This is a genomic window from Allobosea sp. 10N428, assembly GCF_056394545.1.
The window spans coordinates 842796-867583 of record NZ_JBFTIC010000001.1; the positions used below are offsets into that span (position 1 = coordinate 842796).

Consider the following 24788-nt stretch of genomic DNA (forward strand, 5'->3'; position numbering starts at 1 on the left):
GCTGAACCGACAAACCGAGAGCCTGCCCGAGCCGCAGCTGGTCGAGCGAGCCGAACGACACACCTCCCCGAGACAGACGCCCGAACGCCGCGCGCCTCACCGCGGCCGTGCCCAGGTGCGGCGGCTTGAGTTGAAGATTCCACCCGCTGCAGGCGACCTGACGCAAGATTTGCACCTGGCATTAGCCTTCGCGACAGGAAACCCTGAAGCCACTCACCCCAGAACCAGCAAGGGTCACATCATCTCGCGCACCCTCGCATCAATCTTCGTCTGCAGGCGCGTGGAGCCCAATATGATCGCCGGCAGCTCGACACCGACCGGCTCCGGCTTGCGGCTCTCGAGCAGGAGCGACAAACCCACGCCAAGGATCAGCCCCGCGGCCGCTCCCAGAATCAAGAACTGGATGCCGTTTGGAAACGTCGCCCGCAGGGGAATTGTCGCCGCCTGCACGACCCGCAGATTCGTCAGCTTGGCAGCTCGCAGATCCGCGTTGATCTGTTCTTCGACGGCGCGCTTAGCGTAGGTTTCGGCATTTAGCGTGGCCAGCGACAGCTCGCGCTTGAGCCGCTCGAATTCAGCCTCCTTGGCGGAGAGCGTGCGCAGCTCGGCATTGAGGCTGCCCATCTCAGTCTGCTGCTGAGCGGAAAGTCCCTCCAGTCCGGCAATCTCTGAATTGACTTTGAACAGCGCAACCATCGCCTCCTGATAGACCTTCACCATCAAGAGCGGCGGATCGTTCGGGGTCGCGTCGCGCCGGGCGCCCGGCCGTGTGGGCGCACTCGCGTCCGAGCCGAGGCTCTCGACGAGGTTGGAGACGAAAGGCGATTGCGTGACAGGCTTGAGAAGCCGAAGCTGTTCCGTCAGCCCCGAGCGTTGTCCCTGCTTCTCCGCGACCGCGATCCGCGTGGCGCTTAAGGAGGCGGAGAGTTCACTGGCCCGACGCAGCAGCAGACTGCGCTGATCCTGGACCGAGTAGATGGCCTCCCTCCGGGCGAAATCTTCCAGCGCGGCCGAACGGCGTTCGACTTCGGCATCGAACCGGCCACGCTGACTGCGGAAGAAGTCGGCCGCGCCTGGCTTTTCCGCCAGGTTGAGCTGGCGCGCGATAAAGGAGTCGGTGATCGCATTCGCGAAATCAGCCGCGAGTGCAGGATTGCTGTGTTTGAACGAAATCCGAATAATCTCCGAGTTCGGCTCGGTCCTTACCGTGACGTTCCGGGCCAGCTTCGCTGCGGCCACGTCGACATCGGGAATATTGATCGGAGCCGGCTCCGACTTTCCGTGAACGACAGCCCTTAGCGAGCCGCCGAGACCGTCGAGGATCGACGGTCTTGCGGTGCCGAACCTGTCCAGCCCGACTCGCGTGATCGCATCGCTGATCACTTCCTGGCTTTCCGCGACGCGCGCCTGAGAGCTGACCATCTCGATGGGCCGGTTGCCGCTCTCCGGGCCCCCTCCCTGGCTGACGAGCACGGTGCTCGTAGCCTCGAAGACCGGCGTGATCAGCAGATAGAGCGCCACGAATGCGCCTAAACCGACGATCACCGACGTGATCATGATGAGCTTGTGCGACCAGACAGCACGGAGCAGCGCAGCAAACGAGGGGGCCTGGGACCTGAATTGAGCCATTAAAACCCACTCCGCGTTAGAAGTTCCGACACGCGCTCACCAGCAAAGGTCATGCCTGAAGGTAACTTCCAAAAGAAATTGCCCCTGCCGCAAAGGGAACTGCGCCGCATTACCGAAAAATTCCGACACCTCGGTGACGGGGCACGCAACGATTCACGGCGGTGCGGATTGCATGCGCTCAGTCGCGCGCGCGCTCGCCCGCTCCACGAAACCATTTTCTGCTCGGTTACGTTCATCCGAGCGAATCCGCCGATCTGCAGGAAGCGGCCGCCGTCAGCGCCCACGCAGCGGGTGGCGGCGCCTTCACGACGACTGCCGAAATCGGCGCTAGGGGCGGTTTGCGTTTGCTTGCCAGCCCGGCCAGCAGCCCGAATGCCGTCAGATTCCACGCGACAAACGAGTAAGCTGCTCCCGCGAGCGTGCCGCGGCGAAACCAGAGAAATGCGATGGGTGCGACCAGCGCCATGACAGCGACGATCAGCCAGCCAGCCCGGAACGAACCCGCAATCAAAGTTGCCGCAATGAGCAACCACCAGATCATGATCAAGGCTCCGTTACGGATCTGACTCAGCCTGGAAACGACCCGGCCGAGATGAGCTCGTCCGAGTGCGCCGCGCAGGACCTCGCCCGCCGCATTTGTGTGTTTCGACCGGATCCTTTTGCGCAGCAGGGCGTAGCTCGCGATGGTATGGCCGAAGTGGCGGACGGCGGGCATGTCAAGCCGTGTGAGCTCCCAGCCACGGCTCGCAAGCCGCGCCGCCAGTTCGAACTCCTCGAAGGCGTGCAGATTGCGATCGGCGAAGTAGCCGACCTCGCGAACAGCTGAGCTTCGATAGAGCCCGCCGCAATCCAGCCGGTCGATGCGCGCCGGGTAGAAGGCGCTGTCGGATTGCAGGGCCTGGCGCCGTACGCGGAACTCGTGGTTTGCGGCGTTGACCTCCTCGATCCGCCCGCCCACGCCGGCAATCCGCGGATTGCGCACCATGAAAGGGATTGCCGCCTCGAGGAACGCCGAATGCAGCTCCATATCGCCATCGAGGATGTAAAAAAATTCACCCTGCGCGTGCTGAAAGGCCAACTGTGCGCCGGCTCCGCAGGACCGGTCGGAGAGGTCGGAGAATTGCACGATTTTTACCGGATAACGTGCCGCGATTTGCAGCGTGTCATCGGTCGACCCACTATCGGCGAGTATGACCTCACCCCCGAAACGCTCGGCGGCCGCAAGCGCACTCTGCAGCGCTCGCTCGATATGCCGCTCCTCGTTGAGCGCCTTGATGCCTATCGTCAGCTTCATCGAGCGCGTCCCGGGTTCTCCAGCTTTGACGCAGAATTCATCACAACTATACGCCACGATTCTCCGCTCCAACGATTAATCAGGAAAGTAATCGCTGATATTCGAATATTACACGGTCGAACGACGCAGTTTTTCCCAACCGCGCCGCGCGCTCGCTCATCTCCTCGTAGAACGGATCATCGTGAAGGAGCCGCCTGATGGCGGCGGCAAGGCCCGCGTCATCTTCCAGCCCCAGAAGAACGCCGCATGCGATCCCCCGATCATCGGTGATGCCTTCGACCTGGACTGGAATATCGGAGACGACGAGGGGAATGCCGAGTTTGGCAGCCTCGATCAACGCCAGGCTGTGCCCCTCAAAGCGGCTCATCTGGACGAAGACATCAGCCGAGGCCAGCGCCGCCAAGGCCTGCTCACGCGCCATGAAGCCATGCAGAGTCACGCGATCGGCGACGCCGCTGGCGTCAATGAACGCGCGAAGCTGGCCTTCCTCCGGGCCTCCCCCCACGATGCTAATCCGAACGCCCGGCAGTTGCTGTGCCGCGCGGATCAGCACCTCGTAATTCTTCTGCTCCGAGAGGCGTCCTAACGCGACGACATGATCGCGTGGGCCCACGCCCCGCCGCGCGTCGCGGCGCACCTTGAGTGCAGCGAGACAACGCTCGATGCGCGGCGGCAGCGCATTGTGGATGACCCTCTGTTTCGTCGACAGTAAGCTGCCGGCTTTTGCGTAGGAATGCGCGACGGCGGTCGACACGCTGACGGCGGCGGCAACATTGGGCAGCAACCGGACGTAACGGTCGAGCAGCCCCACGGCACCGCTCAAGGTGTCGGCAGGGGTATGATGCGTCGATACGACCCGGATTTTCAGATCCGCGACGCACGCCGCAAGCGGAACGATCAGATTCGCCCCCGGCATGGCGGTGATCACCCAGTCCGGGCGCGTCTCGCGAAAATAGCGAACGAGGTGAAAGAAAAACGCCGTCAGTTGGCCAAACGTCCGGGGCTTGCCTGCGCAGATATGGGTCCATGCGACTGCGCCGGTCGTGGCACTCGCGGCTTCGGGCAGCGGCCAGAACGCGGCGAGCCCACTATCGTGACCATTTCTGGCGAGCGCACCCGCGAGATCAGCCCAGAGCTCGCCGACGCCGCCCGCCGCCGAATGATTGACCATGAAGCAGACACGCCGCCTTGAGGCTTGTTGAAGGTTCAGCGTCACCAGTCGCCTCTCTCGCCAATCAGCCCTTGTCGCCCATGCACGCAGATCGCTCTGCTTCCGAATTCCACGGCGCCCCGAAGTCATGCTGCACGCGCGGGCTGAGGCCCGCTCTCGCTGCCTCGCGGTCCCTGCCAAATATGCATCATCCTGGCGATCATCGCGTCATGGCTGAGCTCGCGCCGAAAGGTGCGGTAAGCATTCTCCGCAAGCAATTGCCGCAGAGCCTCATCGGGTTCGAGCCGCGCGACGGCATTGGCCAGCGCCGCATGATCTCCGACGGGGACGAACAGACAGTCAAACCCGTCCTTGAGCGTTTCTGGGATCGCCCCCACCGGCGTGGTAACCACTGGCAGATGCGCAGCGAATGCCTCGATGATCGACATCGGGAAGCCCTCTTGATGCGAGGGCACGATCATGATGTCGGCTGCGTCGATGACGCTCCACATCCGCGTCCTGTCGATCCAACCGAGGAAGTCGCAGCAGTCTTCCACGCCGAGCTCGCGGGCCATCTGCTCGTAATGGGCGATCATTCCTCCGCCAGCGAGGGTCAACCGCACATTGAGACCGGCCTTCCGTAACTCGGCAAGCGCAAGCAGAGCCTCCCGGACGCCCTTTCGCGGCGTCAGGTTCGCGAGCAGTACCAGTTGGAGCGGCTGCCCCGGCTCGCGCCGAATGTTGCGCGGCTTTCGCGCGGCAAGCCTGATAGCATTCTGAACGAGCGCGATCTTGTCGTCAGCGATATTAAGTTTGTCCCTGAGAACGCTTTTCCAGACATTGCCGAGAACGACGTTGACGCTTGCCGCCTGACAGACCTTTCGGGCGATCCGCTTCCATAGTGGCGAAGCCGTCTCGATGAAATCAGGAAACTCGGCACCGTGATGATGCAAGATGACACGCGTTCCGAACGCCCTGGCCAGCAGCACAAACATGCCTTCGCGGAGCACGCTCAGCCTTTGCGTCAATTGGACATGTACGACGCTTCGCCGATTGACCATCAGCAATGCGGCGAATGCTGCGGCAGCTGCAGGTGTCTCGTAGAGCGACTTCAGAACGGTCCCCTCGCTACGCGTGTTGAGAACATGCGTGCGCTTCCCAGCCGCGATCAGCCCCGCTTCCATTTCACGCGTCATCGTGCCGAGCCCCCCGCCTTGGAGACGCCCGCCCGGCGACACGAAGATCACCTGTTGAAACTCTGCCACGCCACGGGCTCCCATACGTAAACAAAGCATCTTCGATAAGCTGAAGGACCGCGCGCCCCCAGCTCAGGCGCGGGTTTTGGTCAGCAAATGAAATGCCGCGATCGGGTTCGTCGAAAGATAGCGCGGCCCCAGGCGACGCGGCTCCTGCCGCATTCGATGGAGCCATTCGAGGCCGGCCCCCTGCATCCAGATAGGCGCCCGTGGAACATTGCCTGCGACATGATCGAACAGACCACCGCAGGTTCTGATCCAGGCCAGCCCGGCCAGCTTGGCCTGCCAGCGGGTCGCAAGACGCTCTTGGGCAGGGCTACCCAGACCGAGCCAGAGGATATCTGTGCCTGCATCCGTGATGGACCGACGGATCGCTTCCTCATCCCCTTCGCCAAAGTATCCCTGACAACAGCCGACGACCCGCAGTTGCGGGTATTGGCGCGTAAGCCGCTCTGCCGCCTGCTCCGCGACCCCGGGCTTTCCGCCTAGGAAAAAGAAGCGGATGCCGTTTTTGGCTGCCAGTGCAGCGCAGTCATGGATCAGGTCCGTCGTCGCAACACGCTCGGGCAGCGGGCGATTTGTCAGCCACCGCGATGCGATCACGAGGGGGGCGCCATCGGCATCGACGATGTCCGCCTGCGTGACGAGCTGCCGGAACTCCCCGTCACCGTGATAGCGCGCGATGACCGATCCATTTGACGCGATAACGACTCTGGGATGCGCCAACGAACCGGCTCGCGCCGCGCCGCAATCGCGAAGCATCAACTCAGCGAGCTCCCTGCGCGTGACGCGTGCTGTCGGAATCCCGCCGACGACCATCGTGTCGAGCGGCTTGGCACCCCTGGTCGCTCCCAAGTGGATCGGAATGCGATCGCTTGCCGGCTTCAGCCATTTTTTTCTCTGCATTCCCTCACCTCGAGAAGTCAGAACCCAATTTCGATCGGAAATTCGAATATATTCTCTTGAATTCAATGATATTAAGTCGAATTATTGATCTTATTATTCAGTAAGCATCAGATTTTCGACTTATCTCCATAGAGATCGTCGTCAGAATTATACGTATATCTAGCCAGACAGACCTATTTTCTACGTACCATATATCGAGATTTACGCGCCGCTCCATGCTCTCGACGGTTGGAGTCGGGCCACGAGAGCCATTGACTTGAGCCCAACCTGTAAGCCCCGGCTTGACAGAAAAGCGCCGCGAATACGCAGCAATCCGCTGCCCGTAGTAGTCATCATGCGCTAGCGCGTGAGGGCGCGGCCCGACGAACGCCATCTCGCCACGCATGACGTTCAATAATTGCGGCAATTCGTCGAGGCTCGACCTACGAAGGAAGCGCCCAACTGCAGTAACGCGATGGTCGACGCGCTCTGCTTGGCGCACGACCGGGCCGTTTTCCTGCACATACATGGAGCGAAATTTGTAGATCTGGAACTTGCGACCGTTGAGGCCGGTTCGCAATTGCCGGAATAACACAGGCCCTTTGCTGTTAGCCCGGATCGCAATGGCGATCATGAAGAAGAGCGGCGTGAGAACCAGAAGCGCCATCACTGCTGACAGCGAACTCACAGCGCCGCGCAAATCTGACGACAGTCTCCAGTTGAATCGATTGACCCTGGGATTGACGGCGAGAGCGGGACCAGCGCCTGCCCTAACGTCGCCCGGTCCTGTACCGTCCATGCGACCCTCAATTCATTAATAATCTATTAATTATACGTTTCTCGCAGTGCAGCATTTATGTCAAGCCGCAGAATTGTGCATAATAAAATAATAATGCTCAATTCGGTGTCATATAATTGTTATCATTAAGCGTTATTCCGCAACGTAATTTTCGCATGGCTATTTCATGTGCACGCAATTTAGCCAACGACATATTTCACTCAATTATCTATCGACGCATATCCTGGTTTATTATTGTAATGTCTTTGATCCATGTTGGACATAGGTTCATATTGCGTCGGTACATAAGTATCGTACACCGGCTATATTTCACGATCCGCCGCTATTAATTCCCATGATCCAACGTCAGATTTAGCCTAAATATCAGGCAATCTGCATTTTGTACTTGAATAACGTGAAACTCGCGGCAAACTGACGTGCCGAGAAACCGACAGAGCCGCCGAATAATGTTGCAATCACCGCGCGGACTGCCTCACAGCGATTATACGCGGCGAATTGATGGATTTGACGGACTTCGGGCGATCGCGGCACTGATGGTTGTGGCCAACCACAAGACGGCAATTGCGCAGGAATTTAATATATACAGTGGATCTTACGGAGTAACTCTGTTCTTTATTTTGAGCGGGTTCCTGATCGTAAATATACTTAGAAATTATAAATATAACATCGACATGGGAGTCGGAGTTTATAACGACTATATCTATAATTTTTATCTGAACAGGTTACTCAGAATCTGGCCACCATACTTCTTGACGATTGCATTCGCGTTCACGATGGGCGTGATCGGGATATGGAATCCGCTGACGCCATCCGAGCTGGCGGGCTCCCTGACGTTCACGATGAATGTCTTCCAGGCCTATTACTGGGCTGACTATCCCGAGCATATTGGCGCGCTTTGGAGCATCGCAATCGAAGAGCAGTTCTATCTCTGGGCAGCACCGGTTTTCCTCCTGAGCCCGAGACGTTATTTTCCCGCCATCTGCATGATTGTCATCGTCATCGCAGGCCTATCTGTCCCGCTGAACTGGCTGCTTGGCCTCCCCAGTCGAGCCATCTATGTCGGTTCCGCAGTCAATTTCGGTTTCATGGCTCTCGGCGGGCTCTGCAGCATCGCCATCAGACCATCCCCCATCTACGCAAGGGCCGCGCCGTTTGCCCTGATAGCCTTCCTTCTTCTGCCCATTGCAGCTTCCCATTACCCGACCAATGGCCTGCCGGCGTTGCTATTGAGAGCGTCGACCGCGCCGATCGTCGCTGTGCTGCTGCTCGGAATAGTCAGTGATCAAAAGAGCCTTTTGGTTCGGGCCCTCAGCCTCAAGCCCTTGGTCTATGTCGGACAGATCAGCTACGGCCTCTACCTCTATCACGGCCTCGTGGATCTCAGGCCGCTACCCATTGAGCCTCTTTGGCTTGGCCTCGTTGAGACCCTGATTGCATTCGCCGCCGCAGCGCTATCGTGGCGCTACATGGAACGCCCATTGATTGGGCTGAAAGGGCGCCTCCGGCGGGAACCGTCGGCCAGCGCGCCCGCGTCATCGCGTGCAAAGGGCGAGAGGAGCTGAAGCGGGGGCGCAATCCTGTCTATGCAGCTCTTCGACTTCGCGATTGCGGATGATCGTGATCGATTGAGGTTGGAGCGCCTTACCGCAAGATAGAGCCATGAGAAATGCGACGTGGATCCCACAACTCGACCGCTCGGGTGCTTCGAGGGATAGGCGTCATCAACGAAAATAAATCGCGATACGGTCGCCGGCGATCTCGTGGATCGCCATCTCGAGATCGTAGATCGCGCCCATGACCTCTGCCGTTATGATCGCTTCCGGCGGCCCTTGATGCAGCACACGGCCGTCGCGCATCGCGACGATCCGATTGGCGTAGCAGGAGGCGAAATTGATGTCATGCAGCACGACGACGACTGTCTTGCCGAGTTCGTCGGCCATGCGGCGCAGGAGGCGCATCATGCCGCGGGCATGTTTCATGTCGAGATTGTTGAGTGGCTCGTCGAGCAGCACGTAATCGGTGTCCTGGCACAGCACCATCGCGACGTGCGCGCGCTGGCGCTGGCCGCCAGAAAGCTCGTCGAGGAAACGATCGGCCAGCGGTTCGAGAGCGAGGAAGGCGAGTGCGCGCTCGACATGGTACCTGTCCTCCTCGGTAAGCCTGCCCTTCGAATGCGGATAGCGGCCGAAGGCGACGAGGTCGCGCACGGTCAGCCGCGCGGCGATGTGGTTGTCCTGCCGCAGGATCGAGAGCCGCCGCGCCAGATGGTCGGACGGCGTGCGCAGCACATCGAGCCCGTCGACCAGGATCTGCCCGCCGCTCATCGGGATCAGCCTGCCGATCATGGAAAGCAGCGTCGATTTGCCGGCGCCGTTGGGGCCGATCACCGCGGTGACGCCGGCCTTCGGCAGGGTCAAGCTGACGCCGTCGACGACGAGCGTCTCGTCATAGCGCTTGCTGGCGTTGCGGATCTCGATCACCGGACACTCCCCCGGACCAGCAGGATGATGAAGACGATGCCGCCGAGGAATTCGACGATAATCGCCAGCGCCGTGTCGAAGGCGAAGACGCGTTCGAGCATGAGCTGGCCGCCGACCAAGAAGAGGATGGCGAGCAGGATCGCCGCCGGCAGGATCAGGATGTGCCGGTGCGAACGGATCAGCGCATAGGCGAGGTTGGCGACGAGCAGCCCGAAGAAGGCAACCGGCCCGACCAGAGCCGTCGACACGCTGACGAGGAGTGCGATGACGAGCAGGAGCCGCGTGATCCGGCTGCGGTAGTTGATGCCGAGTGCGATGGCGCTGTCGCGCCCGAGCGCCAGCACGTCGAGCTCGTGACGGCTCCGCCAGGCGGGAATCGAGGCCAGCGCCGTCGCCAAGGCGGCGATGCCGAGCAGCGTCGGATCGACCGTGTTGAAGCTGGCGAAGAAGCGGTCCTGCAGCACGACGAAGTCGTTGGGGTCGATCATCCGCTGCATCACGGAGGACAGGCTGCGGAACAGGATGCCGAGCACCACGCCGGTCAGCAGCAGCAAGTGCAGACTGCGGGTCGTGCCGGCGAAGAGCCAGCGATAGAGTAGCAGCGCAAACCCGGTCATCGCCGCTGCCTGGATGACGAAGAGCGGGCGCCGGTCGGTCGGGTCGAAGGCACTGGCGCCCGCCACGAAGACGATCAGCGTCTGGATCAGGATGTAGAGCGCGTCGAACCCCATGATCGACGGGTTCAGGATGCGGTTGTTCGAGATCGTCTGGAACAGCACGGTCGAGAGCGCGATGGCGTAGCCGACGAGCAGCAGCGTCGCGAGCTTGGCGGCGCGCAGCGGCAGCACGAACTCCCAACGGCCCTTCAGGCCCACCGTCATGAAGGCGAGCATCGCCACGACGGCAAGCGCCCCCAGCAGGCCCAGCATGCGGGCGGGGGCAGGCATCATCCGCTCAGCCGACACGGGCGCGCTTCCGCAGCAGGAGAAAGAGGAAGAGCCCGCTGCCGACGACGCCCATCACCGTGCCGATCGGGATTTCGAAGGGGTAGAGCAACAGGCGCCCGGCGATGTCGCAGGCGAGCACCATAACGGCGCCGAGCAGCGCGGTCAGCGGCACGGTCCGGCGCATGTTGTCGCCGACGAAGAGGCTGACGATGTTGGGCACGACGAGCCCGAGGAAGGGAACCATGCCGACGGTGGCGACGACCAGCGCCGTCACCATCGCGACGACGGTCAGGCCAAAGCCCATGACGCGGCGGTAATTCAGGCCGAGATTGGTCGCGGCGTCGCGGCCGAGCCCGGCGACCGTCAGCCTGTCGGCGGCGAAATAGGCCAGCGCAGCCAGCCCGAAGGCGAGCCAGAGCAGTTCGTAGCGGCCGCGCAGCACGGTCGAGAAATCGCCGTTCGACCAGGCGGCGAGCGTTTGCAGCAGGTCATGGCGATAGGCGAGGAAACTCGTCAGCGCACCGATGACGTTGCCGAGCATCAGCCCGACCAGCGGCACCAGCAGAGGCGAGCGCAGCGGCACGCGCGAGAGCACGCCCAGGAAGAGCAGCGTGCCGGCGAGCGCGAAGGCGGCGGCGACCATCATCTTGGGTAGCACCGGCCAGTCGGGCGCGAGCAGCGTCACGGTGAGCATGCCGAGGCTCGCGGCATCGACCGTGCCGGCAGTGGAAGGCTCGGCGAAGCGGTTGCGCGCCAGCATCTGCATGATCAGCCCGGCGATGGCGATCGAGGCCCCGGCCAGCATCACGGCGAAGAGGCGCGGCAGGCGGCTGGCGAAGAGCAGCAGCGTCGCGCCGGGGTCGGCGGCCATCAGCTCACGCAGCGACATGTCGCCGACGCCGGTGAACAGGCTCAGCGCCGCCGTGGCGACCACCAGGAGCAGGAGGGCTGCGGGATGCGTCATCGGAGAATGTCACGAAGCCGGGGCGACCGGGGATCGCCGCGGTTTCGCATGCCGGCTCGCGATCCTTTTCGGCTTCAGTGGGCGGCCGCCAGGGCATTGCCGATCTGGTCGACTGAGGCCTGGAGGGCCTGCGCGCCGCCGCCGACCAGATACCAATTGGCCGGATCGAGATAAACCACCTGCTTCTTCTTCCAGGCGGTGGTCCGGCCGACGAGCTCGTTGTCGAGCATCTTCGCGGCATTGCCCGGCTTGCCGAGGGCGGCGTCGCGGTCGATCACGAAGAGCCAGTCCGGATTGGTCTTCTGGATGAACTCGAAATTCGCCGGTTGGCCATGGTTGCCGATCTTGAGATCGGGCACGGCCGGGACGATGCCGAAGGCGTCGTGCAGTATGCCAAAGCGCGAGCCCGGCCCGAAGGCGCTCATGCGATTGCCGACTGTCAGGATGAGGAGCCCCCTGCCCGCGCCCGCCGCCTTAGCCTTGACCGCGGCGGTCGCGGCGTCGAGCTTGTCGAGCAGCGCCTTGGCCTCGGACGCCTTGCCGAAGATCTTGCCGAGCAGGGCGATATGCTCCCTGGCGCTGTCATAGGGACGGGTCGGGTCGAGGCTCAGATCGATCGCGGGGGCGACCTTGGCGACGTCGGCAAATTTCGCTCGCGAGCGACCGGCCACGATGATCAGATCGGGGGACAGCGCGCTCAGGGTTTCGTAGTCCGGCTCGAACAGCGTGCCGACCTTCGCGTATTCATCGCCGGCGAATTTGGCGAGAGGGCCGGGCTTGCCGCCGCGCGGCACGGCGGCGACGGAAACGCCGAGCGCGTCTAGCGTGTCGAGGCTCGCAAGGTCATAGACCGCAACCTTCTTTGGCGTCCCCGGCAGCGTCGTCTCGCCAGCGGCGTGCTTCACGGTGAGCGTCTGGGCACCGGCCGGGAGGGAAGCCGCGGCAACGGTGAGGCCAAGGGCGAGGCCCAGGAAGGTCTTGCGTGTCATGAACATGGGCTTTGCTCCAGCGAATGGGTCAGGATCGGCAGGCCTTCATCCGCGGCGCGGAAGCGGCCGATGATGCCGGCGTCGATATCGGCAAGGGTCGGGCAGCCGGTCAGAGCCATCGCGGCCTCGAACTCGGTGGCGAGGATGGTCAACGCGTGCGCGACGCCCGATGCCCCCGCCACGGCGAGCGCATGGGTGAGCGGACGGCCGACCAGCACCGCCCGCGCGCCGAAGGCCAGGGCCTTCAAGATATCGGTGCCGCGCCGGATGCCGCCGTCCAGCAGGATCGGCAGGCGCCCGCCGAGCCGCGCTGCGATGGCCGGCAGGAGGTCGATGCTCGCCGCCGCCGTGTCGATTACGCGCCCGCCATGGTTCGAGACGATGATCCCAGCGACGCCGAGCTTCTCCGCGCGGGCGGCGTCGTCGGGGTGGGCGATGCCCTTGAGCAGCAGCGGCAGGCGTGTCTGACCTCTTAGCCAGGCGATGTCGTCCCAGCGGGGCGCGGCGGCGAGCGCTCCGCGGAAGACCGGGCTGCGCGCGGGCGGAACGTGCGGTGGCGGCAAAGGCGGTTCGCCGCGCAGATTGGCGGCGTCGATGCCTTCCGGCAGCCGGAAGCCGGCGCGCTGCTCCGCGTTGCGGATGCCGGCAATCGGGGCATCGACCGTGACGACGACAGCGCCGTAGCCGGACGCCTCGGCACGCCGCACCAACGCGAGCGAGCGCTCCCGCTCCGGCTGGGGGTAGAGCTGAAACCAGAGAGGCCCCTGAGCCTGAAGGGCGATCTCCTCCAGCGTGATGCTGGCCTGGGTGCTGACGATGGCCGGTACGCCGGCCACCGCCGCGCCCAGCGCCAGCGCATGCTCGCCCTCGGCATGGGCGAGGCGCTGATAGGCCATCGGAGCGACCAACGCGGGGAAGGACAGCGTGCTTCCGAACAGGCTGGTCTCGGCCGTCGCGCCGTCCATCGCCACCAGCACACGCGGGCGCAGGTGGATGCGGTCGAAGGCGGTACGGTTCTCGCGCGCCGTCACTCCATCGGCGGCCGCGCCGGAGAGATAGGCCCAGGCCGCCATCGGCAAACGCGCCTGGGCATGGCGCTCATAATCGGACAGGCTGACGATATCGGAGGGGATCACGGCGAGAGGGTCTCCCCCTGTTGGGGCAAGCCAGACAGGCGCGCGCGACGCAGCGTCTCCGCGTCATGGCGCGCGCCGCTGTCGCAGGCCCGTTCGAGCGCGCGCAGCCCCACGCGCCGCAGCGCCGGGTCGCGGCTGCCAGCGAGATCGGCGCCGACATTGCGGCAGAAGACCGGGATGCCGGCTTCGACGGATCGTGCGAGCCAGGACAGCGCCTCCTCCCGCCGCCCGGCACTGAAGAGCAGCCGGGCATGGTTGAACTGGCCCCGGAAATCGCCGGCCTGCGCCGCCCTTCGATACCAATGCGGCGCCGCGGCCGGCCGCATGCGCCCCCGCCAGCCCTCCTCGGCATAGCGCCCGAGCATGTTCATCGCCTTGGCGTGGCCCCGGCGGCCGGCCCGCAGGAACCAGACCAGCGCCGCGTGCCGGTCGACGCGGCAGCCATCGCCGTCGAAGAGCAGCATGGCGAGGTTGAACTGCGCCCAGGCGTCGCCGGCTTCTGCCGCCTGCCTGTACCATCCCGCGGCGAGATCGGGACGTGCCGGCACGCCCCAGCCCATCTCGTGGCAGCGCCCGGCCATGTTGGCCGCCTCGGCATGGCCGCGACGAGCGGCCCGCTCGAACCATTTGCAGGCAGCCGCCGCATCCTGCGCCGCGCCATGACCCGAGAGGAGGAGGTGTCCCAGCGCCGTCTGCGCCCGGACGTCGCCGTCCTGCGCCGCTGCATTGATCCGCCCGACGGCGTCGGGCGCGCCGCCCTCCAACGCCGCCTTCCAACTCGCGACCGTGGCGGGAGGCTCATGGGTGACGAAGCGGAGATCGAGCCGGGCCGACTGCCCGAGTCGGCTAAAGGCGGATCGGGGCTTCGCCTCGCCCAGGATCGCCCTGACGATGCGTCGCACGGCCAATCCGTCGCGCGGGGCGTTCAAATGTCGGCCCATTGCCGCAGCAGGTTGTGATAGGTATTCGCCAGCGTCAGCACGGAGGGGTGATCGTCCGGCAGGTCCTGCCGCAGGCCGATGATTGCCAGATCGAGCTGGTGCAAGAGGCCCCGGTTGGCCTCGTCCTTGATCATCGACTGGGTCCAGAAGAAGGAGGCCCAGCGGCTGCCGCGAGTGATCTCGTTGACGCTGTGCAGGCAGGTGGTCGGATAGACGATGATGTCGCCCGCCGGCAACTTCACCTCGCGCGTGCCGTAGGTGTCCTCGATCACCAATTCGCCGCCGTCATAGTCCTCAGGCGGAGTTAGAAACAACGTTGAAGAGATGTCGGCGCGCATCCGCGCCCCGCCCGCGGCGGAGCGCACCGCGGCATCCACATGGCTGCCGAAACGCATGCCGATATCGTAGCGGTTGAACATCGGTGGCAGCACTCGCAGCGGCATGGCCGCCGAAGTGAAGGTCGCATTGCGGCCCAGCGCATGCAGCACGATTTGGCCAAGCTCGCGCGCTTGCGGTGAATCCACGGGAAGTTGCAGGTTGTTCTTGACCTTGCGAGCCTGCTCGCCGGCCGTCACGGAACCGTCCGTCCAGGCCGAAGCCTCAAGGACGGAGCGGCAGTGTTGGACCTCCTCGGATGTCAACAGGCCGGGAATGTGTACGAGCATGTCGTGTTCTCGAAAGAAAGAGATGGAAGGACCGAGACCGGCCTTCCATCCAGATCAAGGCTGCGTTGATCGCTGGCTCAGAAGGTGGCTCCCACCGTCAGCACCACTGTGCGTCCAGCTGACGGTATTGCACGCGCCGTATTCAGGTTTTCGCCTTGGAAGAACGAGTCGTAATTCAGCCGGTCCGTAAGATTGTAGCCGTTGAGCGCCACGCGCCAGTTTCCGTATTCATAGGAAATCAGCGCATCGAGCGAGAAGCTATACGGAAGCTCTGCCATCTCGTCGTTGCGGATATACATCTTGTCGCGATAGGTGAAGCCGCCCCCCACCAATAGACTTCCCGGCACCGCGCCTGCGAAAAGCGTCGCAACATCATACGTCGTCCACAGCGAAACCGAATTTTTTGGCACGCCCGGCACCGGATTGCCCTTATTGGCCACGACGTTCGTGCCGACGATCTCGCTGTCGAGATAGGCATAAGCGAGATTGACGGCCCAGGCATCGGTCACCTTGCCGGAGAGGCCCGCTTCGAAACCTCGAACCCGCTGCTTTTCTCCTGTCTGCGTCAGGACGCCACTCGTCGGGTCGGAGTAATAGGCATTGTTTTTCGTCACTTGGAATACAGCCGCGGTTAATCCGAGGCGCCCGTCGAGAAGACCGATCTTTGCACCAAGCTCAAAAGTGTCCGTCGTCTCGGGATCAAGATTTGTGCGTGCGGCGACGATCGGATTGACGTCGGAGGCAACATACTGCCCGAAGGGCAGGTTCGCTGCCGACGCAAACGAAGCGTAGAAGGTGTAGTCCTTGGTCGGCTCCCAGATCAGACTTGCCTTTGGACTCCAAAAATTGGCATCCGCATACGTGATTGTTCGCCCCGTCGCTGCGGTTAAATCGTATTTGGAACGGAAATAGTCCCAGCGAACGCCGCCCAGGATCGAGAACTGGTCGGTGAGCCACACACGGTCGCTCGCGAAAAGCGCGACATCGTCGGATTCCGAGCGTTTCACATTGTTCGGATTCGGCAAGATCGCATAGTTCGCCCACGTATTCGGGGACCAGAGGCGCGGAATCGGATTCTTCGCGGGAGAGTATGAAAAGCCCTGCCGCTTGTCGTCCTGGTGGTTCAGGTCGAGCCCGAAGATCAACTCGTGGCGCAGGAAGCCGGTGTGGAACTTGGCGATGCCGGTGGACACATTCTGGATACCCCAGGCCTTCTGCTCATAAGTTGGGCCGCCGCCGGCACCGTAGACGATGATCGGGTTTCCACCAGCGAAGAACGTGTTTGCGCAAGCCTGGTCGCAGCTTGGGGTCGTCGCGCTGAATCGGCGATCGTAATGTGAGAGCCTCGTGTCGTTGCTGAACGTCAGCCAATCCGTCACCTTCGTCTTGAAACGCGAGGTGATCATATCGACGTCGGAGATGTCCTCATCGCTGGATTTCCCGTAGTAGAAGTTCCGCGGAATGCCGAATTCAGTCACCGGTCGACGTATAGTCGAGGCAGTCCTGCCGATCATCGGAACACCATAGTCCGGCGTGCGGTCATTGTGCTGGTGGAAATAGTTCAGGTGCCAGGTCGTGTCCGTGCCCAGCCCCATGCCCAGCGAGGCGGCAAGCCCCCACCGATCTGACTTGACGCCATCACGGTCGGCAATGTCTTGCCGATTTGCCATCCCATTGATGCGCAGCGCCGTTGTTTCGTTGATCTGCTTGTTGACGTCGAACGTTCCACGGGCCAACGCGCCGGTGCCAAACGAGCCGTTCACGTCATAACGATCACCAAGGCCTGCTTGCTTCGAGGTCGTGTTGATCGCGCCACCGGAGGTACCGACGCCAAAGCTCTCGGAAGACGGCCCTTTGAGCACTTGCACCTGCTCGTAGTTGAAGCTGTCGCGGACATAGACGCCAAAATCACGTAGACCGTCGACATAGTTGTCGCCGAACGCCTCAAAACCGCGGATGCGGAAACGGTCGCCGTTCGGCCCGCCATTGGCCTCCCCGATCGCGACGGTGATGCCCGGGACGTTGCGGAGGGCTTGTTCGAGCGTCGTTATCCTCTGCTGCTGGATGATCTCCTGCGGCACAACGTTGACAACCTGCGGAATGTCCTTGACGCGCCCGGGCAGACGGTCGACACCGGTTTGCGCTTGCAGTGTGTTCCCTCCGGCACCGCCCTGCACGTCGATCGTCGGCAGATCAATTGATGCTTCACCAGCCGCCTGAGCCATGACCTCAAATGGAACGAGTGCGGCGGCGCCCACGGTGAGCCCCAAAACCCACGTGTTCTGGGAGGAGGATTCGCGATCCCTGTCCTGGTTCATCTTCGGCGCACCCCAAGCCCGCTTTCAGCAATCCAAAAGGCTATAAGGGTTGGAAAACTGCGGTCGCAACACCGATGTTTCAGGTCACGTCTAAGTTTTGTTTTGCGCATTTTAGAGCGATTATAAAATCAAACTTCATGCTGAATTCGACTTGAGTGAGGCATATACGATCTCCCAACATTCTCCGGCGATGCAACGAGATCGAAACAGTGAACACGACTTCCCGTCTCTCGGACTTGATTGATGCTCAGTTGCCTTTCAAGCCTGCGTCAACTCGCGAGGTGGGCGCGCCCCGTTCAAGCCATCTGCGCAGATTGCGCCTTCTCATGGCGCTGGACGTCCTATTGGTTACAGGCAGCGTCAAAGGCGCAGCTGCTCAACTCGGCTTGAGTGCACCTGCGATGAGCCGCCTTCTGGGGCAGATCCGCGCAGAGGTCGGCGATCCGATCTTTGTGAGAACCGGACGCCAGTTGGTTCCCACACCACGGGCGGAAGCGATGCGCCTGGCCTTACGGAATCTTGCATCCGACGTGGAGCGCGTGCTCGATCGCAATTACGATTTGCCAGCCGCAGAGCAGAATGAGCACCGTGGCTCCAAACCGCTGTCGCGCCGGTCCCCTCCCCTGGGAATCCGGCCAAGCGTGTTGCTCGATGGTCAGCCCACTCCTGTGGAATTCGCAAAAGATTTGGCTGAGCTCGCGAATACCTCTGATCCCCGACGACGCCTGGCTGGCTATCTGGCTTTGATGGGGCGTGGCATTGGCAACTCCCGGCCATTGACCCAAGCAGAGGCTGACGATGGCTTTGAGATCATTCTCAACGGGCAAGCGGATCCGCTTCAGATTGGCGCGTTTCTCCTCCTGATGCACTATAGGCGCGAGACCGCGCCTGAACTTGCCGGTATGGTCTCCGCAGCTCGTCGTTTTAGTCAAACAGCAGGGCCGTCCCCTGACGGCGTCGATCTCGACTGGCCGGCCTATCTGCCCAGGCAGTCGCCGCGTCCACCATGGTTCCTTCAGGCAGCACGCCTTGTCGCCAATGCCGGGTATCGGGTCCTTCTGCACGGACCGACGACTGACGCAGCCAGCAGTCTCACCGAACTCGGTTTGGAAAAACTGGGCATTCGAAAATGTTCATCGCCATCCGACGTCCGAAAGCAACTCAAGTCCGACGGTATTGCCTTCTTGTCGCTTCGGTCCCTTGGAGCCCAATTACAAAATCTACTGGACCTTTACCCAGTGTTCGAGTCTCGAACTCCCATCCATTCAGTGGTGCACATGCTCAACCCACTGGGAGCCGATGCCATTTTGGCAGGCGTCGCCCGCATCACTTACCATGGCATGCATCGGGATGCTGCCCACCTGCTGCAATGGCCGGGAATGTCGGTACTAGCCAGCGCCCGCGATGTTGCCGAGTTCAATCCGTTCAAGACCGCCAAAATCTATCGCCTCTGCGACGGTATCTCGGACGAGGTGATACTTCCCATGCAGAACGAGATCAGGTCGCCACCTCGCTCGGTCTATTCAGTCATGGAAAACTGGGAAGCGGTTTGGGCAGGGGCAGAACGCGACGCGCGCGCGGTCGAAGTGGTTGTCAACACGGCCGCGGTAGCGCTTCTGACCATTCGCAAACAGGGAGCTGATGACTACCCACGCGCTCTGGAGGAAGCGCGTCTCCTTTGGCAGGAACGCTTCAGTTAGCCGGAGTGCGCCCCTGCGGACAGACAGGATCAGGCTGCAGTTTTGACCAAGAGCCGGGCGTGTCGATCCTCGAACTGCTGCCGGCTGAAACAGCCGAGCGCGGGAGTGCAGTCGACTTGGGTTGCTGCAGCTCTCGCCGTCGCGCCCGAGCGCTGGTTCGGCGGCGCTCGATCAGCGGAGACTGTGGAGGCTTGCCGAAGATCCGACCCTGCACAGGCCCATTTCCTGCAGCGCGTAGGCCGCTCTCAGGCAAATGTCCTCCCGCCACGGCGGTGCGATGAGCTGGACCCCGATCGGAAGCCCGCCGCCCCGGACCGGCACGACCACAACGGGCAGCCCGATGCAAGAGATCGGCTGCGTGAACAGCCCCAGGCTTGGGCGCAGCGGAAGAGTCTCGCCCCTGACCTCCAAGGTCTTTTGACCGATGAGCGGCGCCGGGCATGGCGTGGCCGGCGCGATAATAAGATCGACCTCGGCGAAACAACGCATCATCTCGTCATGGAACCAGCGGCGAGCACGTTGTGCCTGGACATACCACGCGGCCGGCAGCAGGGCGCCCGCCAGGAAGCGATCGCGCGTTTCGGGATCAAAATCATCGGCCCGTACGCGCAGGCGCGGCAGATGGAAGGTCGAGCTTTCCGCATTGGTGATCAGGAAGGCGGCGGCGCGTGCGATCGCGGCGCCCTCCATGATCAAGCCCGGCTTCGCGTCGAGTGCCTTGGCCACCGCTGCAACTGCAGCGTCAGCTTCCGGCATGCCGTCGGTCGCGAAATAGCCGGCCGCCACGGCGATGCGCAGCCCCGAGAGCCCATCATGCAGATGCGGCATCACCGGCTCGACCGGCCGCTGTGCACAGGCCGGGTCGCCCGCATCGGGGCCCTGCATCAGGTCGTAGGAAAGCGCGAGATCGGTTGCGTCCCGCGCCAACGGTCCGAGATGGTCGAGGGAATCGCAGAAGGGAAACGAACGCGTGCGCGGCAGGCGCCCATAAGTCGGCTTGAGCCCGAAAACCCCGCAAAGCGAGCCCGGGACGCGGATCGAGCCGTTGGTGTCGGAGCCGAGCGCGATCGGCACGAAGCCTGCGGCAGTCGCCGCACCGGAGCCCGAGGAGGAGCCACCGGCCATCCGCGCCAGATCGTGCGGGTTCCGGCAGGGGCCGTCATGGGCGTTCTCTCCGGTGAAGTCATAGGCATATTCGCCCATGTTGAGGCCGCCGAGCAGGATCGCGCCGGCCGCGGCGAGACGTTCGACGAGCACCGCGTCCCGCGCGGCCGGCCGCCGCTCACGATTGATCTTCGAGCCGGCGCGCGTCGGTAGGCTGGCGATGTCGAACAGGTTCTTGGCGGCGAAAGGCACGCCTGCCAGCGGCCCAAGCGGCTCACCGCGCGATCGGGCAACGTCGACCACGCGTGCCTGCTCCAAGGCGCGCTGCGCCGTCACGTCGGTGAAAGCGTTCACCTGCGGATCGAGCCTTGCGATGCGGGCGAGCGCCGCTGCGACCACCTCCTCGGCGGTAGCCTCCCCGTCGCGAATCCTGCGGGCGACCTCGTGAGCCGTGGCGAAGGCGGCGCTCATCGGTCACCTCCCGGCAGGCCGGGGCGGAATGTCGGCGCCAGCTCCAGCCTGTCGTCGGCCAGCGGCGTCGCGTCGACGATCCGCGCCATGTTGTGGGCGATCGCAAGGAACTGCAGCACGACCGGCTTCTGTGCCTCGCTGATCGCCAGGCCCAGCGTCGGGGCCATCACCTCGAGATGGCGGGCGGGGTCGAAGCCTCCGGGCGAATTGTCTGCCGTCTTCATGCTTCCGCTCTCTCCATGCGAACGAGCGCTGCCACAAAGGCCGCGCCAATCTCGGCGCTGGTCGTGACGCAGCCGAAGATGCCGCCCTGGGCCGCGATCATCCGCAGCCCGACCTCGTGGAACTCCGGGACGTAAGAGGCACAGGCGTCGCCGGGTACGAGGCAGCGATAGCCGCGATCATTTGCTTCGCGGATGGTAGTGTGGACGCAGACCTCGGTGGTGACACCGGCGACGATCAGGAAGGCGATGCCGCGATTGCGCAGCATCAGGTCGATATCCGTCTGGTAGAAGGCGCCCTTGCCGGGCTTGTCGACGACGGGTTCGCCGGAAAGCGGAGCGAGTTCGGCAATGATGTCGTGGCCGGGCTCGCCGCGCACGAGGATGCGGCCCATCGGGCCGCAGGCGCCGATCCGCTTGCCCGGAGAAGAGCGCTCCAGCTTGGCGGGCGGCGCGTCCGAGAGATCGGAGCGATGGCCTTCGCGCGTGTGAATGATGAAAAGACCGGCCTCTCGCGCAGTGTCGAGCAAGCTTCGGCACGGGGCAATGGCGGTGCGGAGCCGCGAGACGTCGTTGCCGAGTGCCGTGCCAAAGCCACCGGGTTCGAGAAAGTCGCGCTGCATGTCGATCATCAGCAAGGCGGTTCGCTCTGGTTCGAGCGCGAAAGGCGCGGGCTGAGCCGGAATGACGAGACGACCCATAGCGACTCCCTGGGCGACAGATGCCGAAGGCTCTGCAAGGCGCGTGCCCGCCCGCTCCGGCGCGGCCGTCATCGGCGATCGCCGGGTTTTCGGCGCGGCCGGCCGCAATGCCGAGCCGCGCGCACAACTCTTGCATGCATGCCCATGGGAACTGCCTGCCCTTTGGGCATTATGATGGAGGCCGCCGCGTGCAAACCCTGACCGAGCTTTTGGCCGCGCATCTCGCGGGAGCCCGGCGCCTCAGCGAGACCGTGACGGGCTGCTATGCGCGCTGGCGGGCGCATGGCGACCCGGCGATGTTCATCGCGCTGCGCCCTGAAGCAGAGGTCGTCGCGGAAGCCGAGCGCTTGCAGGCGGAAGGGCCGCGAGGCCGCAGGCTCTGGGGTATACCGATCGCCGTGAAGGACAATATCGACGTCGCGGGCCTGCCCACGACCGCCGCCTGCCCCGCCTTCGCCTACACGCCGACACAAGATGCGAGCGCCGTCGGGCGGCTCCGGGCAGAAGGCGCGATCGTCATCGGCAAGACCAATCTCGACCAGTTCGCGACTGGGCTCAACGGCACGCGCTCGCCCTATGGGACGCCACGCAACGCGCTGCGGGCCGACCTCGTTTCCGGCGGGTCGAGCTCCGGCTCGGCGAGCGCGGTCGCGGCCGGAATCGTGCCGGTTGCGCTCGGCACGGATACGGCCGGCTCGGGGCGCGTTCCCGCAGGCTTGCAGAACCTCGTTGGGCTCAAGCCAAGTGTCGGGCTGGTACCGAGCGCCGGCGTCGTGCCGGCCTGCCGCACGCTGGACTGCATCTCCATCTTCGCGCTGACGGTGGATGATGCCTGGGCGGTGCTCGATGTCATGGCGGGGCTCGATCCGGCCGATCCGTTTTCGAGGTCGCTACCGCTCGGCCGCCCCGGCGCCGCACCGCCCTCGATCCGGCTCGGCGTGCCCGGCCCGGCCGATCGCGATTTCGCCGGTGATCGCCTTGCCGAAGCGAGCTACGAGGCGGCGCTCGAGCGGGCGGCAGCGCTTGGAGCCGAGATCGTCCCGCTCGACTTTGCGCCCTTCTACGAGACCGCGCGGCTGCTCTATGATGGCCCCTGGGTCGCCGAACGCTGGCTCGCCATCCGTGATCTCTACACGAGCGATCCAGATGCGATCCTGCCGGTGATCCGACAGGTCATCGCCGGCAAGCCCTTGCCGGATGCCGCAGCCGCCTTCGCCGCGCGCTATCGCCTGGCGGAACTCGCGCTAGCGGCCAAGGCCACGATGAAGGCCGTCGACGCCCTGATGGTGCCGACGGTTCCCCGCCCGGTGACCATCGCCGAGATGGCGGCTGATCCCATCGGCGCCAACTCCATGCTTGGACGCTATACCAATTTCGTGAACCTGCTGGATCTTTGCGCACTCGCTTTGCCGGTCAGCGTCGCAAGCGACGGCACGGCGGCCGGTGTCACGCTGATCGCGCCAGTGGCACAGGATGCGGCTCTTGCAGGCTTCGGGCGCGCCTTCCATGCCGCCAGCGGCCTGCCGCTCGGCGCAACCGGCCGTCCCATGCCGGCGGCGCCGGATTGGCCGACTTCGGCGGAACCCGGCGGCATCGAGATCGCGGTCGTCGGCGCCCATCTTTCAGGCATGCCGCTCAATGGCGAGCTGACGGCTCTGGGCGGCAGTTTTATCCGCGCGACGACGACGACGCCCGACTACCGGCTCTTCGCCTTGCCGGGTGGCCCGCCGATGCGGCCGGGCCTGGTGCGCGTCGCGAATGGCGGCGGAGCCATCTCGCTGGAGGTCTGGTCGCTGCCGCCGGAGGGCTTCGGCCGCTTCGTCGCCGGTATTCCCGCGCCGCTGGGGATCGGCACGCTGAGGCTGGCCGACGGCACGCTGGTCAAGGGCTTCCTGTGCGAGGCCGTGGCGACGCAGGACGCGCGGGACGTCACCCACTTCGGCGGCTGGCGCGCCTTCGTCGCGGCGCAGTCGGCTCAGCGCGCCCCCGCATAGCTGCGAAAGGCATCGCGCACGAAGCCGATATGGGCCCGCATCGCATCAGTGGCGGCCTGCCGGTCGCCGCGCAGGATCGCCTGCACGATCACGTCATGTTCCTGCCAGGAGCCTCCGAGCCGCCCGGTCGTGCGGAACTGCGCCCGCCGGAACGGCGCGACGCGCTTGCGCGTCATCAGCGTCATCTCGGCCAGATAGCCGTTATGGGTGCCGGCATAGATCGCGCCGTGAAAGGCCTCGTTGCGTTCGTGGTAGCGCAGCGGATCGCCCTGGTGCACCAGTCCGCGCAGCTCTTGATGGATCGTCTCCAGCGCATGGCGCTCGGCAGCGCTCATGTTGCGGGCGGAAAGCCCGGCGCAGAGCGCTTCCAGCTCCGCCATCGCCTCGAACATGTCGTGGAGTTGCTCCGGTGTCGGCAACGCGACGAGCGCGCCACGATGCGGCCTGACCTGCACCAACCCCGAGGCGGATAGCTGGCGAATGGCTTCGCGGACCGGCGTGCGCGAGACACCAAAGCGTCCGGCCAATGCCTGCTCGTCAAGAGCCTGTCCGGGCGCGAGCAAGCCCGAGACGATCTCGTCGGCGAGCTGGAGGCGCAGGCTCTCGGTGCGGGTAAGAGCACCCGCTTCGGCATCGGGCTGGGTCGCACTGCGTCGCATGCCGGCCGGTCGCGTAAGCGGAGCCGCCGGGGCGCCTGGCCTAGCGGGCAAGATTCGCTCGGTCATCCCCGCCGCTCATTCGGCGATGATGCTGACATGAGCCGCCACGACGCGCCAGCCTTCCGGAAACCGGACCCAGCTCTGACTTTGGCGCCCGATCTTGCCGGTCATGCCATCCCGGCGAAACAGCGTGTTCGCGGTGGCGAAGTCATCGCCATAGGTGGTGATCCGGGTCCGTTCCAGCACCCGCATCAGCCCTACGGGCGAGCGCCCCGCCCGGAAGGCCGCGATTTCCGCATAGCCATAAAGGTTCTCGCCGACGCCGTAGCGCAGGGTTTCAGGGGCGTTCCTGAAAAGCTTGTCGAGCGTCTCGACATCGTTCGTGGTCAGCGCTTTCTCATATTCGGCGAAAGCGGCTTCTACTTCCGCAAGGATGGCGGGATCGTTGATCTTCATGGCCTGTTGCTTCGACGTGCGGGTGAAGG

General features: G+C 63.7%; 22 protein-coding genes. 3 read left to right on the forward strand and 19 right to left on the reverse strand.

The features are described 5' to 3' along the window. Positions 1 to 234: 234 nt before the first annotated feature. The 6 genes from AC1DDA_RS03935 to AC1DDA_RS03960 form a co-directional block, all read right to left on the reverse strand. Entirely contained in the window at positions 235 to 1629 is a 1395-nt protein-coding gene (locus AC1DDA_RS03935; RefSeq protein ID WP_476794718.1) for a GumC family protein, read from the reverse strand. Between the two features lie 232 nt (positions 1630 to 1861). Then, the gene (locus AC1DDA_RS03940; RefSeq protein WP_476794719.1) at positions 1862 to 2923 is read right to left on the reverse strand and encodes a glycosyltransferase family 2 protein; all 1062 of its coding nucleotides are present in this window, start codon (positions 2921 to 2923) and stop codon (positions 1862 to 1864) included. A 79-nt stretch (positions 2924 to 3002) separates the two neighbouring features. Then, complete coding sequence (locus AC1DDA_RS03945) at positions 3003 to 4139, reverse strand: glycosyltransferase (RefSeq protein WP_476794720.1); 1137 nt, start codon at positions 4137 to 4139, stop codon at positions 3003 to 3005. Between the two features lie 80 nt (positions 4140 to 4219). Beyond that, a complete protein-coding gene (locus AC1DDA_RS03950) occupies positions 4220 to 5338 on the reverse strand; it encodes a glycosyltransferase family 4 protein (protein ID WP_476794721.1) in 1119 nt (372 codons plus the stop codon). 63 nt (positions 5339 to 5401) lie between these two features. After that, complete coding sequence (locus tag AC1DDA_RS03955) at positions 5402 to 6235, reverse strand: WecB/TagA/CpsF family glycosyltransferase (protein WP_476794722.1); 834 nt, start codon at positions 6233 to 6235, stop codon at positions 5402 to 5404. Between the two features lie 97 nt (positions 6236 to 6332). Further along, a complete protein-coding gene (locus tag AC1DDA_RS03960) occupies positions 6333 to 7013 on the reverse strand; it encodes a sugar transferase (RefSeq protein ID WP_476794723.1) in 681 nt (226 codons plus the stop codon). A 446-nt stretch (positions 7014 to 7459) separates the two neighbouring features. On the opposite strand from AC1DDA_RS03960, the gene AC1DDA_RS03965 reads away from it, so the two are divergent. Next, positions 7460 to 8575, forward strand: a complete 1116-nt coding sequence (locus AC1DDA_RS03965) for an acyltransferase family protein (RefSeq protein ID WP_476794724.1) — start codon at positions 7460 to 7462, stop codon at positions 8573 to 8575. Positions 8576 to 8734: 159 nt separating this feature from the next. On the opposite strand, the gene AC1DDA_RS03970 is transcribed toward AC1DDA_RS03965, so the two are convergent. The 8 genes from AC1DDA_RS03970 to AC1DDA_RS04005 all read right to left on the reverse strand — a co-directional run bounded on the left by AC1DDA_RS03970 (position 8735) and on the right by AC1DDA_RS04005 (position 17453). Continuing rightward, the gene (locus tag AC1DDA_RS03970; protein WP_476794725.1) at positions 8735 to 9493 is read right to left on the reverse strand and encodes an iron ABC transporter ATP-binding protein; all 759 of its coding nucleotides are present in this window, start codon (positions 9491 to 9493) and stop codon (positions 8735 to 8737) included. Further along, positions 9490 to 10443, reverse strand: a complete 954-nt coding sequence (locus tag AC1DDA_RS03975) for an iron chelate uptake ABC transporter family permease subunit (protein WP_476794726.1) — start codon at positions 10441 to 10443, stop codon at positions 9490 to 9492. The genes AC1DDA_RS03970 and AC1DDA_RS03975 overlap by 4 nt, the downstream gene beginning before the upstream one ends. A gap of 4 nt (positions 10444 to 10447) precedes the next feature. Beyond that, complete coding sequence (locus tag AC1DDA_RS03980; RefSeq protein WP_476794727.1) at positions 10448 to 11404, reverse strand: ABC transporter permease; 957 nt, start codon at positions 11402 to 11404, stop codon at positions 10448 to 10450. Between the two features lie 74 nt (positions 11405 to 11478). Continuing rightward, positions 11479 to 12399 (reverse strand): siderophore ABC transporter substrate-binding protein, encoded by a 921-nt coding sequence (locus tag AC1DDA_RS03985; RefSeq protein ID WP_476794728.1) that lies wholly within the window; start codon positions 12397 to 12399, stop codon positions 11479 to 11481. Beyond that, positions 12390 to 13529 (reverse strand): alpha-hydroxy acid oxidase, encoded by a 1140-nt coding sequence (locus AC1DDA_RS03990; protein WP_476794729.1) that lies wholly within the window; start codon positions 13527 to 13529, stop codon positions 12390 to 12392. The genes AC1DDA_RS03985 and AC1DDA_RS03990 overlap by 10 nt, the downstream gene beginning before the upstream one ends. Further along, entirely contained in the window at positions 13526 to 14431 is a 906-nt protein-coding gene (locus AC1DDA_RS03995; protein ID WP_476794730.1) for a tetratricopeptide repeat protein, read from the reverse strand. The genes AC1DDA_RS03990 and AC1DDA_RS03995 overlap by 4 nt, the downstream gene beginning before the upstream one ends. Before the next feature lie 23 nt (positions 14432 to 14454). After that, positions 14455 to 15135 (reverse strand): Fe2+-dependent dioxygenase, encoded by a 681-nt coding sequence (locus tag AC1DDA_RS04000; protein ID WP_476794731.1) that lies wholly within the window; start codon positions 15133 to 15135, stop codon positions 14455 to 14457. A gap of 77 nt (positions 15136 to 15212) precedes the next feature. Then, a complete protein-coding gene (locus AC1DDA_RS04005; RefSeq protein ID WP_476794732.1) occupies positions 15213 to 17453 on the reverse strand; it encodes a TonB-dependent receptor in 2241 nt (746 codons plus the stop codon). A 209-nt stretch (positions 17454 to 17662) separates the two neighbouring features. On the opposite strand from AC1DDA_RS04005, the gene AC1DDA_RS04010 reads away from it, so the two are divergent. Continuing rightward, positions 17663 to 19153 (forward strand): glycosyl transferase family protein, encoded by a 1491-nt coding sequence (locus AC1DDA_RS04010; protein WP_476794733.1) that lies wholly within the window; start codon positions 17663 to 17665, stop codon positions 19151 to 19153. Between the two features lie 171 nt (positions 19154 to 19324). On the opposite strand, the gene AC1DDA_RS04015 is transcribed toward AC1DDA_RS04010, so the two are convergent. Genes AC1DDA_RS04015 through AC1DDA_RS04025 form a run of 3 tightly spaced genes read right to left on the reverse strand, consistent with a single transcriptional unit; the run spans position 19325 to position 21650 of the window. Beyond that, positions 19325 to 20728: an AtzE family amidohydrolase gene (locus AC1DDA_RS04015; RefSeq protein WP_476794734.1), complete on the reverse strand. Its 1404-nt coding sequence runs from the start codon at positions 20726 to 20728 to the stop codon at positions 19325 to 19327. Continuing rightward, complete coding sequence (locus tag AC1DDA_RS04020) at positions 20725 to 20952, reverse strand: DUF4089 domain-containing protein (protein WP_476794735.1); 228 nt, start codon at positions 20950 to 20952, stop codon at positions 20725 to 20727. The genes AC1DDA_RS04015 and AC1DDA_RS04020 overlap by 4 nt, the downstream gene beginning before the upstream one ends. Then, entirely contained in the window at positions 20949 to 21650 is a 702-nt protein-coding gene (locus AC1DDA_RS04025) for a cysteine hydrolase family protein (RefSeq protein WP_476794736.1), read from the reverse strand. Before AC1DDA_RS04025 ends, AC1DDA_RS04020 begins: the two co-directional genes overlap by 4 nt. 188 nt (positions 21651 to 21838) lie before the next feature. Here AC1DDA_RS04025 and atzF point away from each other — a divergent pair, with 188 nt between their 5' ends. Continuing rightward, positions 21839 to 23644: an allophanate hydrolase gene (gene atzF / locus AC1DDA_RS04030; RefSeq protein ID WP_476794737.1), complete on the forward strand. Its 1806-nt coding sequence runs from the start codon at positions 21839 to 21841 to the stop codon at positions 23642 to 23644. Here the strand turns inward: atzF and AC1DDA_RS04035 are convergent. Together AC1DDA_RS04035 and hpxZ are read right to left on the reverse strand one after the other, a co-directional pair. Continuing rightward, the gene (locus AC1DDA_RS04035; protein ID WP_476794738.1) at positions 23626 to 24303 is read right to left on the reverse strand and encodes a GntR family transcriptional regulator; all 678 of its coding nucleotides are present in this window, start codon (positions 24301 to 24303) and stop codon (positions 23626 to 23628) included. The genes atzF and AC1DDA_RS04035 overlap by 19 nt on opposite strands. A 75-nt stretch (positions 24304 to 24378) precedes the next feature. Further along, positions 24379 to 24759: an oxalurate catabolism protein HpxZ gene (hpxZ, locus tag AC1DDA_RS04040; protein WP_476794739.1), complete on the reverse strand. Its 381-nt coding sequence runs from the start codon at positions 24757 to 24759 to the stop codon at positions 24379 to 24381. Positions 24760 to 24788: the final 29 nt, after the last annotated feature.

What these genes read in the sequence shown, in the direction of transcription:
- AC1DDA_RS03960 (WP_476794723.1), bottom strand. Translation starts at nt 7,013, where the DNA reads ATGGACGGTACAGGACCGGGCGACGTTAGGGCAGGCGCTGGTCCCGCT.
- AC1DDA_RS04025 (WP_476794736.1), bottom strand. Translation starts at nt 21,650, where the DNA reads ATGGGTCGTCTCGTCATTCCGGCTCAGCCCGCGCCTTTCGCGCTCGAA.
- hpxZ (WP_476794739.1), bottom strand. Translation starts at nt 24,759, where the DNA reads ATGAAGATCAACGATCCCGCCATCCTTGCGGAAGTAGAAGCCGCTTTC.
- AC1DDA_RS03965 (WP_476794724.1), top strand. Translation starts at nt 7,460, where the DNA reads ATGTTGCAATCACCGCGCGGACTGCCTCACAGCGATTATACGCGGCGA.
- AC1DDA_RS03940 (WP_476794719.1), bottom strand. Translation starts at nt 2,923, where the DNA reads ATGAAGCTGACGATAGGCATCAAGGCGCTCAACGAGGAGCGGCATATC.
- AC1DDA_RS04005 (WP_476794732.1), bottom strand. Translation starts at nt 17,453, where the DNA reads ATGAACCAGGACAGGGATCGCGAATCCTCCTCCCAGAACACGTGGGTT.
- AC1DDA_RS03975 (WP_476794726.1), bottom strand. Translation starts at nt 10,443, where the DNA reads ATGATGCCTGCCCCCGCCCGCATGCTGGGCCTGCTGGGGGCGCTTGCC.
- AC1DDA_RS03980 (WP_476794727.1), bottom strand. Translation starts at nt 11,404, where the DNA reads ATGACGCATCCCGCAGCCCTCCTGCTCCTGGTGGTCGCCACGGCGGCG.
- AC1DDA_RS04020 (WP_476794735.1), bottom strand. Translation starts at nt 20,952, where the DNA reads ATGAAGACGGCAGACAATTCGCCCGGAGGCTTCGACCCCGCCCGCCAT.
- AC1DDA_RS04015 (WP_476794734.1), bottom strand. Translation starts at nt 20,728, where the DNA reads ATGAGCGCCGCCTTCGCCACGGCTCACGAGGTCGCCCGCAGGATTCGC.
- AC1DDA_RS03985 (WP_476794728.1), bottom strand. Translation starts at nt 12,399, where the DNA reads ATGTTCATGACACGCAAGACCTTCCTGGGCCTCGCCCTTGGCCTCACC.
- AC1DDA_RS03935 (WP_476794718.1), bottom strand. Translation starts at nt 1,629, where the DNA reads ATGGCTCAATTCAGGTCCCAGGCCCCCTCGTTTGCTGCGCTGCTCCGT.
- AC1DDA_RS03955 (WP_476794722.1), bottom strand. Translation starts at nt 6,235, where the DNA reads ATGCAGAGAAAAAAATGGCTGAAGCCGGCAAGCGATCGCATTCCGATC.
- AC1DDA_RS04000 (WP_476794731.1), bottom strand. Translation starts at nt 15,135, where the DNA reads ATGCTCGTACACATTCCCGGCCTGTTGACATCCGAGGAGGTCCAACAC.
- AC1DDA_RS04035 (WP_476794738.1), bottom strand. Translation starts at nt 24,303, where the DNA reads ATGCGACGCAGTGCGACCCAGCCCGATGCCGAAGCGGGTGCTCTTACC.